Source organism: Mycobacterium triplex, from assembly GCF_000689255.1.
GTDB lineage: Bacteria > Actinomycetota > Actinomycetes > Mycobacteriales > Mycobacteriaceae > Mycobacterium > Mycobacterium triplex.
This window is the reverse complement of record NZ_HG964446.1, coordinates 5,734,177-5,747,576: the sequence shown is the minus strand read 5'-3', so window position 1 is coordinate 5,747,576 and position 13,400 is coordinate 5,734,177. Positions and strand designations below refer to the sequence as shown.

Sequence of the window (13,400 nt, the reverse complement as noted above, 5' to 3'; positions counted from 1 at the left end):
GATGACGATCGATGTGTGGATGCAGCACCCGACTGCGCGGTTCCTGCGCAGTGACATGCTGGCGTCCCTACGACGCTGGACCGGTGGGTCCATGCCGGACGCCGAAATCCCGATCGAGGCCACCGTCGCGGCGATGGACGCGGCCGACGTCGACTTCGGGCTGCTCAGCGCGTGGTACGGGCCCAACGGTCAAGACCTGGTCTCCAACGACGAGGTCGCCGAATGGATTCGATTGCACCCGAACCGCTTTGCCGGCCTGGCCACGGTCGACCTGGACCGTCCGATGCGGGCGGTCCGTGAGCTGCGGCGCCGGGTCGCCGAAGGATTCGTCGGGCTGCGGGTGGTGCCGTGGCTGTGGAACGCGGCGCCCACCGATCGTCGTTACTACCCGCTGTTCGCCGAGTGCGTCGAGTCCGCCGTTCCGTTCTGCACCCAGGTCGGTCACACCGGCCCGCTGCGGCCCTCGGAGACCGGGCGCCCGATACCCTACATCGACCAGGTGGCGCTGGACTTTCCCGAACTGGTGGTCGTGTGCGGACACGTCGGCTACCCCTGGACCGAGGAGATGGTGGCCGTCGCGCGCAAACACGAGAACGTCTACATCGACACGTCGGCCTACACCATCCGGCGGCTTCCGGAAGAGCTGATCCGGTTCATGAAAACCTCTACCGGACAACGCAAAGTCCTCTTCGGCACCAACTATCCGATGATCACTCACGCGCACGCCTTGGCCGGGCTCGACGAACTCGGGCTCGACGACGAGGCTCGCCACGACTTTCTCCACGGCAATGCCGAACGCGTATTCAGACTGGAGGCGAACAGGTGAACGGTGCGCAGGCTCTGATCAACACCCTGGTCGACGGCGGCGTCGAGGTATGCTTCGCCAATCCCGGCACCTCGGAAATGCACTTCGTGGCCGCGTTGGACACCGTTCCCCAAATGCGGGGAGTGCTAGCCCTTTTCGAGGGCGTCGCCACGGGCGCGGCCGATGGATATGCCCGCATCGCCGATCGGCCGGCGGCGGTGCTGTTGCATCTGGGCCCCGGATTGGGCAACGGCCTGGCCAACCTGCACAACGCGCGGCGGGCACACGTGCCGATGGTGGTCGTCGTCGGAGACCATGCCACCTATCACAAAAAGTACGACGCCCCACTAGAATCCGATATCGACGCGCTCGCGGGCAGCGTCTCGGGTTGGGTGCGCCGCTCGGGTACCGCCGCTGACGTCGCGCTCGACGCGGCCGAGGCAATCGCGGCCAGCGTGGCTCGCTCGCAGATCTCCACCCTGATCCTGCCCGCCGACGCGTCCTGGTCCGACGGCGCCCAGCCTGCCGCCGCGGCCCCTGCCCGGCCGGCGAGCGCCGACGCGCTGCCGGCACCGGAGGTCGCGGAGGTGCTGCGATCGGGAGAACCGGCGCTGATCATGGTGGGTGGCGACGCGACGCGCGGCCCCGGGCTGGCCGCGGCGGCGCGAATCGCGGAGGCGACGGGGGCCCGATTGTTGTGCGAGACCTTCCCGACGCGCCTGGAACGTGGGGCCGGTGTCGCTGCCGTCGAACGGTTGGCGTACTTCGCCGAGGCCGCCACCGCCCAACTCGACGGCGCCAAGCATCTGATCCTGGCCGGCGCCAAATCGCCGGTGTCCTTCTTCGCCTACCCGAACACGCCCAGCGACCTGGTTCCGGCCGGATGCGAGGTGCACGTGCTGTCGGAGTACCTCGGTGCGGCCGACGCGCTGATCGAATTGGCGGACGAGATCGCGCCCGGTACGGTCGCACCGCTGGCCGCCGCGTCGCGCCCGCAGCTGCCGACCGGCGCCCTGACCTCGGCGTCGGCAGCCGACGTGATCGGCGCGCTGCTGCCCGAACGGGCGATCGTCGTCGACGAGTCGAACACCTCGGGCCTGCTGCTGGCGCAAGCCACCGCCGGCGCGCCGGCCCATGACTGGCTGACGCTGACCGGCGGGGCGATCGGCTACGGCATCCCCACCGCGGTGGGTGCCGCGGTGGCCGCCCCGGACCGGCCGGTGCTCTGCCTGGAATCCGACGGGTCGGCGATGTACACGATTGCGGGACTGTGGACCCAGGCGCGCGAGAACCTCGATGTGACCACCGTGCTGTACGACAACAGTGCCTACGACATCTTGCGGATCGAACTGCAGCGGGTCGGCGCCGGGTCTGCCCCCGGCCCCAAGGCGCTGGACCTGCTTGATTTATCGCGGCCCACAATGGATTTCGTGAAGATCTCCGAGGGTCTGGGCGTGCCGGCCCGGCGGGTGAGCACCGCCGAGGAGCTGGCCGACGCGCTGCGCGAAGCCTTCGCCGCACCCGGGCCGCATCTGATCGACGCGGTGGTCCCGTCAATAGCGGGCTAGCACGGGAAGCCGGCTGACGAGCCAGTCCGTCAACGTATTGACGACCTCGACTCCGGTTTCGAAGCCGCCATCGCGGACTTCGGCCGCCAATGCCACGCCCCATTCCCCCGACGGCGTGGTCAGAATCCCGAATTGCCGCACCAGGTACCCGCCATCCGTGCCCGGACCCCAACCGCCTTTGGCCGCAGCGCCATTGGTGGCCAGGCCCCATCGGTGATCGGGCGTGAGGTCGGTCATCAGCTCGATCACGTCCGCCGCGCCGGGGATCGACGGCAACTCGGCGGCGAAGCGCGCTTGTCGCTGCAGACTCCACTGGGTCTGGCCGAATGCGGTGAAACCACGTCGAAGCCGCCGCGATTCGACCACCGTCGCGGTGTCGCCACCTTCGGCGACGACGCCCTGCACCTTGCGCGCCGCGTCCACCGGTTCGCCCAGCAGCGACCACAACTGTTCGGACGCGCGATTGTCGGATTCGGTGATGGCCTTGACGGCCAGCTCGCGGGCGCCGAGCCAATCGCTGCGCAGTGCCGCGATAGCCAGGGGCACCTTGATCGTCGACCAGGCCACACCCGACCACCACCGGCCCAGTGAATACGTCCGGTCCGGACGGGCGATCGCAACACCAATGTTGGCCGGCACCACGTCGGAAAGCTGTTCAAAGCTCGCTTCCAACGCGAGCTCAAGGGGCCGGGACGTCATAGGGCTATCGGGGTATCGGCCATACCCGATCATGACAGTCGATACCTTCGGCCGCCAACTGCCGCTTGAGCACCTTGAATGTCACCGTCCGCGGCAGCTCCGCGCTGATCCTGACGTACGACGGCCATTGCTTGGACCCCAGGTCGGGCTGCTCGGCCAGGAACGCCCGAAACTTCTCGGCATCGAACTCGCCACCCGGCGCCATCACCAGTGCGGCCATCACCTGGTCGCCGACCACCGGATCGGGGATCGCATACACGGCAACCTCGGCCGCGTCGGGGTAGCGCAGCAGCACCCGTTCGATCGGGGCGGCGCCGAGATTTTCGCCGTCGACCCGCATCCAATCGCCCAGCCGCCCAGCGAAGTACGCGAATCCGGCTTCGTCGCGGTAGGCGAGGTCGCCACTGTGGTAGATCCCGCCGGCCATTCGCTCGGCCTCGGCGGCGGGGTCGTTGTAGTAGCCCTCGAAACGTCCTGGCCCGCTGGTGTTTACGATCTCGCCGACGACGCCCACCGGGCAGGACTTGCCGGTCTCAGGGTCGACGATGTCCAGCCCTTCGGTCAGCGGACCCAATGCGCCCGGCGGCGTATCGGGTGTGCGGGCGATCGCCACTCCGCCTTCGGTGGAGCCGAACCCGTCCTGGACCTTGCAGCCAAATCTGCGGCCGAACCGCTCGATGTCGGCGGGGACACCCTCGTTGCCGTACACCGCCCGCAGCGGGTTGTCCGCGTCGTCGGGTCGCTCCGGCGTGGCCAGCACGTAGGACAGCGGCTTGCCAACGTAGTTGGCGTAGGTCGCGCCGTAGCGACGGACATCCGGCAAGAATCCAGACGCGGAGAACTTGCGCCGCAACGCCATTGAGCCCTGGCACGCCGCGGCCACCGCCCAGCCGACCAGAACGGCGTTGGAGTGGAACAACGGCATCGACACGTAGCAGACGTCGTCGCGGCCGAGGTCGAAGCGCTGTGCCATCGTGATTCCGGCGATCGCGACCTTGCCGTGGCTGCACTTCACCGCTTTCGGTTCACCGCTGGTGCCCGACGTGAAGATCAGCATGAAAAGGTCTTCGGCCGAGGCGGATTGGAAGCTCAACTCGGCGTCGCGATGTGCGTCGACTTCGGCGGCCCACCGGGCCGAATCGACGTTCAAATGCTCGATATCATCCAGTGTCGCAGCGGATTTCGAGTCGGCCAGTACCAGCTGGCAGTCGGCTCGGTTGATGTCGCGGGCCAGTGCCTCGCCGCGGCGCACCGGGTTGAGGCCGACCGGCACGATCCCCGACATCCCGGCCGCGGTCAGCATCGCCGAGAAGAACGGCGTGTTCTCCAGCAGCACCCCGACGTGCGGCGGCCGGGTCGGGTCGAGGCGCGCGCGCAGCGTCGCCGCGATCGCGGCACCGTGTCGCAGATGGTCGCGCCAGCTGGTGAACGACTCCTCGAAGTAGACGCCGCGGTCGTCGATCTCAGCCAGCGGCGCCAGCAGTTTGGTGACCGTCGGGTTAGCCGGAATCACGAAGTTAGGCAGGAGTTTCCGCCAGCTCGCGACCGATCCGTCGCAGCTGCCCGGTGGCACCGCCCAGCGCGAACTCGGTCTCCTTGGCGGCCAGGAAGTAGCGGTGCGCCGGGTGATCGGTGTCCACGCCGACACCGCCGTGCACGTGCACGATGGTGTGCGCGACCCGGTGTCCGGCGTCGGCGGCCCAGAACGCGGCGCTGGCCACGTCGATCTCGGCGGGGATGTCTTCGGAGACCTTCCACGCCGCCTGGGTCAGCGTCAACCGCAGCCCCTTGACGTCGATGTAGCCGTCGGCCAGCCGCTGCGACACCGCCTGGAAGCTGCCGATCGGGCGGTCGAATTGCTCACGCTCGCGGGCGTATTCGGCCGTCATCTGCAAGCCGCGATCCAGCACTCCGAGTTGATACGCGCTGCGGCCCAGGGTTCCGAGCGTGCCAAGCCAGGCGGCGACTTCACTTCCGCCGACCTTCCGCGCCTCATCCACCGCGACGCCGTCCAGCGCCAAGTGTCCGACGCTGTTCTTCCCGGTGGTCGCCAGCGTGGTCACCTTGACGCCCTGATCTTCGGCACTCACCAGGAAAACGGCTGTGCCGGAATCGGTTTCGGCAGGAACCAGGAAAGCGTCCGCGACGGGGCCGAAGCCGACCTGGGTGCGGGTCCCGGTCAGCCGGTAGCCGTCACCGGCGCGGGTGGCCTGCACGGGTCCCTCGCCCATCTCGCCGTCCAGGGCAACCGTCAGGATCTTCTCGCCCTTGACGGCCGGGACTCCCCAGCCCTGCTGCAGTTCCTCGGAGCCGAATCGTGCCAGCACTCCGGCGCCCAGCATCACCGATTCCAGGTACGGCACGGCGGCCAGCTGGCGGCCCAGCGCAACCAGAATCGCGACCTGCTCGAGCGCGCCGAAACCGTCGCCGCCCAGCGCGGACGCCGATGCGCTGGTGAGGATGTCGGCCTCGATCAGCTTCTGCCACAGCTCACGGTCGAATCGCTGATCGAGTGAGTCGAGTTCGCGCTGGTGCTCGGGCGTGCACACCGAGTCGACGATCGTGTCGACCAGGCCGCCGAGGTCACTCGCCGCTTCGGTTGTCGTGAAATCCATGTCTGTCCTTCTCGATGCTCAGCGGTTTCGGGGCAGGCCGAGGGCGACCATGCCGATGATGTCGCGCTGCACTTCGTTGGTGCCGCCGCCGAAGGTCAGGATCAGGCACGCCCGGTGCATCCGCTCGACCCGACCGCGCAGCAATGCGCCCGGCGAATCCTGGCGCACGGTCGCCGCGGTACCCAGCACCTCCATCAGCAGCCGGTAGGCCTCGGTCGCCAGCTCGGTGCCGTATACCTTCGCCGCCGACGCGTCGGCCGGCCCCAGGTCGTGACCTTCGGCCGAGGCCAGTTCCCAGTTGATCAGCTTGAGAACCTCGGCCTTGGCGTGCACCCGCGCCAGGTTCAGCTGCACCCACTCCGAGTCGATCAGCCGGGCGCCACCGTCGTCCTTGGTGTTTTGCGCCCACTCGCGCACCTCGCGCAGGGCCAGGAAGATCGGCTGCGGCGACACCAGCGCGACGCGCTCATGGTTGAGCTGGTTGGTCACCAGCTTCCAGCCACCGTTCTCCTCGCCGATCAGGTTGGTCACCGGAACCCGCACATCGGAGTAATAGGTGGCGCTGGTGTCCACCCCGGCCATGGTGTGCACCGGCGTCCAGGAGAAGCCCTCGGCGGTCGTCGGCACCACCAGCATCGAAATGCCGCGGTGCTTCTTGGCCTCGGGGTTGGTGCGCACCGCCAGCCAGACCCAGTCGGCGTAGGCGATCAGGCTGGTCCACATCTTCTGGCCGTTGATGACGTAGTCGTCGCCGTCGCGGACCGCCGTGGTGCGCAGGTTCGCCAGATCGGTGCCGGCCCCGGGCTCGGAGTAACCGATCGAGAAGTGCAGCTCCCCGGCCGCGATCTTGGGCAGGAAGAACTTCTTCTGCTCTTCGGTGCCGAACGCCATGATGGTCGGCGCCACGCTGTTGATCGTCAGGAACGGCACCGGCACGCCGGCGATCGCGGCCTCGTCGGTGAAGATCAGCGAGTCCATCGGGGAGCGGTCCTGGCCGCCGTATTCCTTGGGCCAGTTCAGGGTGAGCCACCCGTCCTTGCCCATCTGCGCAACGGTGTCGCGGTACGCGTTGCCCGTCCCGACCTCGCCCTGGGTCGAGTGCAGCGCCTCGCGGCGCTCCGGCGTCATGAGCGCGGTGAAGTACGACCGCAGCTCGCGACGCAGCTCCTCCTGTTCAGGGGTGTAACTGATGCGCATTCCAGCCGTCCTTTTGGTTCAACGTGACAAGCGGCTATTCGACCAACGGCTACCCGTTCGTCTTCGGAGGTTGTAACACGTTCTAGTCTGGGAATCCAGCGAGCGTTTCCTCAGACGCACGTGAGCCCTATGGTGGAGCTACATTCTGATGGACATAGGACGAGATCCGGGCCAGCTTCAAGGAGGATGCCGTGCGGGTGATCGTGGATCGTGACCGGTGCGAAGGCAACGCGGTGTGCTTGGGAATCGCACCAGATATCTTCGACCTCGACGATGAGGACTACGCCGTCGTAAAGCTCGATCCAATTCCGTCCGACCAAGAAAATCTCGCCGAGCAGGCGATCGCCGAGTGCCCGCGCGCGGCGTTGCTGCGCGAAGACTAGCGGCGAGGGACCCCGAAACTAGAGGTATTCATAAATTGACTAGCAGCACGAACGCGACCGATCTATCCGGGAAGGTCGCGGTGGTGACCGGTGCGGCAGCAGGCCTTGGGCGCGCCGAAGCACTCGGCCTGGCCCGCCTCGGCGCCACCGTCGTCGTCAACGACATCGCCGCCGCGCTGGACGCCTCGGATGTGATCGACGAGATTGGCGCCGCCGGCTCGAAGGCCGTCGCGGTGACCGGTGACATCAGCCAGCGCGCCACGGCCGACGAACTGGTGTCCTGCGCCGACGGGTTGGGCGGACTCGACATCGTGATCAACAATGCCGGCATCACCCGCGACCGGATGCTGTTCAACATGTCCGACGAGGAATGGGACCAGGTCATCGCCGTGCATTTGCGAGGGCACTTCCTGCTCACCCGCAACGCCGCGACCTACTGGCGCAGCCGGGCCAAGGACGCGGGGGGGTCGATCTTCGGCCGGATCGTCAACACCGCCTCGGAGGCCGGACTGGTGGGTCCGGTGGGGCAGGCCAACTACGGCGCCGCCAAGGCGGGCATCATCTCGCTCACCCTGACGGCCGCGCGGGCGCTGGGCCGCTACGGGGTGTGCGCCAACGCGATCTGCCCGCGTGCGCGCACCGCGATGACGGCGGACGTGTTCGGCAGCGCGCCGGAGATAGCGGAGGGCGGCGTCGACCCGCTGTCCCCCGATCACGTGGTGAACCTGGTGCAGTTCCTGTCGTCCCCGGCCGCCGCGGAGGTCAATGGGCAAGTGTTCATTGTTTACGGGCGTCAGGTGACATTGGTCTCAGCTCCGACGGCGGAGCACCGGTTCATCGCCGACGGCGCCGCCTGGGAGCCGGCTCAACTGAGCAGCACACTGCGCGACTACTTTGCTGGTAGGGATCCAGAACGTAACTTTTCTGCGACCGAGTTAATGGAACAATAACGTCGCAAAGCTGTTTCTCCGGGCGAAATCCTCTAGTAGAACGTGTGTCAGATTGGCAATAGCGCAAGGGCGCTGACCAGGACAAATTAACGCTTTAGCCAGAGATAACCTGTTCATTGACATGGTGCACTTTCTCTGAGTTAATATGATCCGGCTCACACGGAGCCGACCGCGACGAATGGCCACGCAAAGGCGACGCACAGGCTTCGCCGTGAGCAGCAAAGGGGGGTGCCGCGTTGATCGAACAACTTGCGGTTCCCGCTCGTGCTGTCGGCGGGTTCTTCGAGATGATGATCGATACGGCCCGTGCTTCGTTCCGACGACCGTTTCAAGGCCGCGAGTTCTTGGATCAGACGTGGATGATCGCGCGGGTGTCGTTGGTCCCGACGCTGTTGGTGTCGATCCCCTTCACGGTCTTGGTGGCATTCACCCTCAATATTCTGCTCCGTGAAATCGGTGCGGCCGATTTGTCCGGCGCCGGAACGGCATTCGGCACCATCACCCAGCTGGGCCCGGTGGTGACCGTGCTCGTCGTCGCCGGGGCGGGCGCCACCGCGATCTGCGCCGACCTGGGTGCCCGCACCATCCGCGAAGAAATCGACGCGATGCGGGTGCTCGGCATCGACCCGATCCACCGGCTGGTGGTGCCCCGCGTTCTGGCGTCCACCGTTGTCGCACTACTGCTTAACGGTTTGGTGTGCGCCATCGGTTTGTCTGGTGGGTACGTATTCTCCGTGTTTCTTCAGGGCGTCAATCCGGGTGCATTCATCAACGGGCTGACCGTGTTGACCGGATTGCGAGAGTTGGTGCTGGCCGAAGTCAAGGCGCTGCTGTTCGGCGTGATGGCCGGCCTGGTCGGGTGCTACCGGGGCCTCACCGTCAAGGGTGGGCCCAAGGGCGTCGGCAACGCGGTCAACGAAACCGTCGTCTACGCGTTCATCTGTCTCTTCGTCATCAACGTGGTGATGACGGCCATCGGCGTGCGGTTCTCCACGAAGTGACCACGCGATGAGCTACGACTTCACCTACCGGCTGCGTAACGTCGCTTCGCGGCTGCAGGGGCCGGTCGACGACTTCGGCGAGCAGGCACTGTTCTACGGCCAGACCGTGCGCTTCGTCCCCAACGCGCTGACCCGATACCGCAAGGAGACAATCCGGCTCGTCGCGGAGATGACGCTGGGCGCGGGTGCGCTGGTGATGATCGGCGGCACGGTCGGCGTCGCGGCGTTCTTGACCCTGGCCTCCGGTGGGGTCATCGCCGTCCAAGGCTATTCGTCGCTGGGCAATATCGGTATTGAGGCATTGACCGGCTTCCTGTCGGCGTTCCTGAACGTGCGCGTGGTCGCACCGGTCATCGCCGGCATCGCGCTGGCGGCGACGATCGGTGCCGGTGCCACCGCACAATTGGGTGCCATGCGGGTGTCCGAGGAAATCGACGCCGTCGAATGCATGGCGGTGCATTCGGTGTCCTACCTGGTGTCGACGCGGCTGATCGCCGGTCTGGTGGCGATCGTCCCGCTGTATTCGCTGTCGGTGCTCGCCGCGTTCTTCGCCGCCCGCTTCACCACGGTCTTCATCAATGGACAGTCGGCCGGTCTCTACGACCACTACTTCAATACGTTCCTCATCCCGTCTGACCTGCTTTGGTCGTTCCTACAGGCCATCGTGATGTCCATCGCGGTGATGCTGGTCCATACCTACTACGGCTACAACACAAGCGGTGGGCCGGTCGGCGTGGGCATCGCGGTCGGTCAGGCGGTTCGGACCTCGCTGATCGTCGTCGTCGTCATTACCTTGTTCATCTCGCTGGCCGTCTACGGCGCGTCCGGTAACTTCAACCTCTCGGGGTAAGGGGACCGCTTAATTCATATGGCAAACAACCGATCGCGACGCACAACCGTCCGGCTGGCAGCAGCGCTGCTGGCCAGTTTGTTGGTCGCGTTCTCGGTGCTGACCTACCTGTCGTACACAGCGGCTTTCGCGTCCGTCGACACGGTCACCGTCGCGGCGCCGCGCGCCGGGCTGGTGATGGACACGGGCGCCAAGGTCAAGTACCGCGGCATTCAGATCGGCAAGGTCACCGACATCAGCTACCGGGGTGAGCAGGCACGCCTGACGCTGGCCATCAACAGCGACGACATGCATTTCATCCCCTCCAACGCGGCGGTGCACATCGCCGGCAACACGATTTTCGGCGCCAAGTCCGTGGAATTCATTCCGCCCCAGACTCCTTCGCCGACGTCGCTGCGGCCCAATGCGCATGTCGAGGCCTCCGCGGTGCAGCTGGAGGTCAACACGCTGTTTCAGTCGCTGATGGATCTGTTGCACAAGGTCGACCCGGTCGAGTTGAACGGAACGCTGAGCGCCTTCGCCGAAGGCCTGCGCGGTCATGGTGACGACTTGGGTGCGCTGCTGTCGGGCCTGAATACCCTTACGCAACAGACGAATCCGAAGCTAGCGGCACTGCAGGAGGACTTCCGTAAGACGGCCGTCGTGACAGGCGTCTACGCCGACGCCGCCGGAGATTTGAACACTATCTTCGACAACCTGCCCACGATCAACAAGACGGTGGTCGACCAGCAGAAAAACCTCAACGACACCCTGCTGGCCACAATCGGCTTGTCCAACAACGCCTATGAGACGTTGGCGCCGGCCGAGCAGGACCTCATCGATGCCATCAACCGGTTGCGGGCCCCACTCAAGGTGGCCGCAGACTACTCGCCGGAATTCGGTTGCCTGTTCGCCGGTATCGATCGCGGTATCAAGGAATTCGCCCCACTGCTCGGTGTTCGCAAGGCCGGCCTGTTCACGTCGTCGAGCTTCGTGCTGGGCGCTCCGGCGTACACCTTCCCGGAATCGCTGCCGATCGTTAACGCCTCCGGGGGCCCGAACTGCCGTGGCTTGCCGGACATCCCGACCAAGCAGACCGGCGGCTCGTTCTACCGGGCACCGTTCCTGGTGACCGATAACGCCAACATCCCCTACGAGCCGTTCACCGAACTGCAGTTCGATGCGCCCTCGACACTGCAGTTCCTGTTCCACGGCGCCTTTGCGGAACGAGACGACTTCTGATGGCAAGCTCGGAAATGCCATCGCACCGGTCGATGGTGATCAAGGTCAGCATCTTCACGGTGGTGATGTTGATGGTGGCCGCGGGGTTGGTGGTGGTCTTCGGTGACTTCCGGTTCGGCGACGAAAACACCTATCATGCAACGTTTATCGACGCCTCTAAGTTGAAGGCCGGCCAGAAGGTCCGCATTGCGGGTGTCCCGGTAGGTTCGGTGAACGGCCTCAAACTCAACCCGGACAACACCGTCGACGTGGCCTTCGGAATCGACAGCCGGTACACGTTGTACTCGTCGACACGCGCGGTGATCCGGTACGAAAACCTGGTCGGCGACCGGTTCCTCGAGATCACGTCGGGTCCGGGGGAGCTGCGCAAGCTGGCACCGGGCGGGACCATCAACGCCCAACACACCCAGCCCGCACTGGATCTGGATGCGCTGCTGGGCGGACTGAAGCCGGTACTCAAAGGCCTGGATGCCGACAAGGTCAACACGATCAGCGGCGCAGTCATCGAGCTGTTGCAGGGCCAGGGTGGAGCGTTGTCGAATGTGCTGGCCGACACCAGCGCCTTCACCAAGGCGCTGGGCCAGCGCGACCAGCTGATCGGCGACGCGATCACCAACCTGAACTCGGTACTGGGCACCATCGACCAACGCAGCGCGCAATTCTCGGCCAGCGTGGACCAGCTGCAGCAATTGATCAGCGGGCTGGCCCAAAACAAGGATTCGATCGCGGGAGCCATTCCGCCACTGGCGTCGACAACGACGGATCTGACTGAGCTGCTGAAGAATTCGCGTAGGCCACTGCAAGGCATCCTGGAAAACACCCGGCCGCTGGCCACCGAAATCGACAGCCGCAAGGCCGAGGTGGACAACGACATCGAGCAACTGGGCGAGGACTACCTGCGCCTGGCCGCACTCGGCGCCTACGGGTCGTTCTTCAACATCTACTTCTGCTCGGTGACGATCAAGATCAACGGGCCGGCCGGCAGCGACATCCTGCTGCCCCTTGGTGGTCAGGTGGATCCCAGCCAGGGGAGGTGCGCTTTTGCCAAGTAACCCAAAGCGCGAACGCGATCCGCTGCGCACCGGAATCTTCGGCGTGGTGCTGGTCGTCTGCGTGGTGTTGCTCGCATTCGGCTACGCCAACCTGCCGTTCTACCCGCAGGGCCGGGTGTACGAGGCCTACTTCAGCGACGCCGGCGGAATCTCGCCCGGCAACTCGGTTTACGTGTCGGGCTTCAAGGTCGGCAAGGTCCAGGCCGTCGGTCTGGCCGGAGACAGCGCGAAGGTGACGTTCGCGGTGGATCGGCACGTCGCGGTCGGTGACCAGTCGCTGGCCGCGATCCGCACCGACACCATCCTCGGCGAGCGCTCGATCGCGGTGACTCCCGCGGGTCATGGCAGGGCGACCACCATTCCGCTGAGCCGCACGACCACGCCGTACACCCTGGCCGGCGCGCTCGAGGACCTGGGGCAGAACGCCAACAACCTGAACAAGCCGCAGTTCGAGCAGGCGTTGAACGTTCTCACCGACACGCTGCGCGGCGCCACCCCGGAACTGCGCGGCGCGCTGGATGGGGTGACTTCGCTCTCCCGCACGCTGAACCGCCGCGACGAAGCGCTGCAAAGCCTGCTGGCCCATGCGAAGTCGGTGACCGCCGTGTTGTCGCAACGCGCCGACCAGGTCAACAAGTTGGTAGACGACGGCAACGAGTTGTTCGCCGCGCTCGATGAGCGCCGCGCCGCACTGGGGCAATTGATCGCGGGCATCAGCGGTTTGTCGGCACAGCTTTCCGGCTTCGTCGCCGACAACCGCAAGCAATTCGGGCCGGCCTTGAGCAAGCTCAACGATGTACTGAGCAACCTCAACGAGCGTCGCGACTACATCACCGAGGCCCTCAAACGGTTGCCCACCTATGCGACAGAGCTCGGTGAGGTCGTTGGTTCCGGGCCGGGATTCAACGTCAACGTGTACGGCGTCATCCCGGCGCCGCTGCTGGCGGCGATGTTCGACTTCTTCTACCAGCCGGGCAAGCTACCGGCCAGCCTCTCCGACTACCTGCGCGGGTTGATCCAGGAACGCTGGATCATCCGGCCGAAGTCGCCATGATGCTG

General features: G+C 65.8%; 13 protein-coding genes. 9 read left to right on the top strand and 4 right to left on the bottom strand.

What is annotated here, in order from left to right:
* Window position 1 precedes the first annotated feature (1 nt).
* Window positions 2–826, top strand: coding sequence for an amidohydrolase family protein (locus tag BN973_RS26700; RefSeq protein ID WP_036473126.1), 825 nt, complete (start codon window positions 2–4; stop codon window positions 824–826).
* On the top strand, window positions 823–2,373 hold the full coding sequence (locus BN973_RS26695) for an acetolactate synthase large subunit (protein ID WP_036471732.1): 1,551 nt from the start codon (window positions 823–825) through the stop codon (window positions 2,371–2,373). The genes BN973_RS26700 and BN973_RS26695 overlap by 4 nt, the downstream gene beginning before the upstream one ends.
* Here the strand turns inward: BN973_RS26695 and BN973_RS26690 are convergent.
* Genes BN973_RS26690 through BN973_RS26675 form a run of 4 tightly spaced genes read right to left on the bottom strand, consistent with a single transcriptional unit; the run spans window position 2,359 to window position 6,884 of the window.
* Complete coding sequence (locus tag BN973_RS26690) at window positions 2,359–3,072, bottom strand: serine hydrolase (protein ID WP_036471731.1); 714 nt, start codon at window positions 3,070–3,072, stop codon at window positions 2,359–2,361. The genes BN973_RS26695 and BN973_RS26690 overlap by 15 nt on opposite strands.
* A 4-nt stretch (window positions 3,073–3,076) precedes the next feature.
* Window positions 3,077–4,585, bottom strand: coding sequence for a long-chain-fatty-acid--CoA ligase FadD17 (gene fadD17 / locus BN973_RS26685; RefSeq protein ID WP_139830138.1), 1,509 nt, complete (start codon window positions 4,583–4,585; stop codon window positions 3,077–3,079).
* Window positions 4,586–4,589: 4 nt separating this feature from the next.
* Entirely contained in the window at window positions 4,590–5,687 is a 1,098-nt protein-coding gene (locus BN973_RS26680) for an acyl-CoA dehydrogenase family protein (RefSeq protein ID WP_036471730.1), read from the bottom strand.
* 18 nt (window positions 5,688–5,705) lie between these two features.
* The gene (locus tag BN973_RS26675) at window positions 5,706–6,884 is read right to left on the bottom strand and encodes an acyl-CoA dehydrogenase (RefSeq protein ID WP_036471729.1); all 1,179 of its coding nucleotides are present in this window, start codon (window positions 6,882–6,884) and stop codon (window positions 5,706–5,708) included.
* A gap of 191 nt (window positions 6,885–7,075) precedes the next feature.
* Here BN973_RS26675 and BN973_RS26670 point away from each other — a divergent pair, with 191 nt between their 5' ends.
* The 7 genes from BN973_RS26670 (at window position 7,076) to BN973_RS26640 (ending at window position 13,395) form a co-directional block, all read left to right on the top strand.
* Complete coding sequence (locus BN973_RS26670; RefSeq protein ID WP_036471727.1) at window positions 7,076–7,267, top strand: ferredoxin; 192 nt, start codon at window positions 7,076–7,078, stop codon at window positions 7,265–7,267.
* Between the two features lie 35 nt (window positions 7,268–7,302).
* Window positions 7,303–8,217, top strand: a complete 915-nt coding sequence (locus tag BN973_RS26665; RefSeq protein ID WP_036471726.1) for a 3-oxoacyl-ACP reductase — start codon at window positions 7,303–7,305, stop codon at window positions 8,215–8,217.
* 236 nt (window positions 8,218–8,453) lie between these two features.
* The gene (locus tag BN973_RS26660; protein ID WP_036471724.1) at window positions 8,454–9,218 is read left to right on the top strand and encodes an MlaE family ABC transporter permease; all 765 of its coding nucleotides are present in this window, start codon (window positions 8,454–8,456) and stop codon (window positions 9,216–9,218) included.
* Window positions 9,219–9,225: 7 nt separating this feature from the next.
* Window positions 9,226–10,068 carry an MlaE family ABC transporter permease gene (locus BN973_RS26655; RefSeq protein ID WP_036471722.1) on the top strand — a complete coding sequence of 281 codons (843 nt, stop codon included), beginning with the start codon at window positions 9,226–9,228 and terminating at the stop codon, window positions 10,066–10,068.
* An 18-nt stretch (window positions 10,069–10,086) separates the two neighbouring features.
* Entirely contained in the window at window positions 10,087–11,289 is a 1,203-nt protein-coding gene (locus tag BN973_RS26650; protein WP_036471720.1) for an MCE family protein, read from the top strand.
* A complete protein-coding gene (locus BN973_RS26645) occupies window positions 11,289–12,341 on the top strand; it encodes an MCE family protein (protein ID WP_036471718.1) in 1,053 nt (350 codons plus the stop codon). Before BN973_RS26650 ends, BN973_RS26645 begins: the two co-directional genes overlap by 1 nt.
* On the top strand, window positions 12,331–13,395 hold the full coding sequence (locus BN973_RS26640; RefSeq protein WP_036471716.1) for a virulence factor Mce family protein: 1,065 nt from the start codon (window positions 12,331–12,333) through the stop codon (window positions 13,393–13,395). The genes BN973_RS26645 and BN973_RS26640 overlap by 11 nt, the downstream gene beginning before the upstream one ends.
* Window positions 13,396–13,400 lie beyond the last annotated feature (5 nt).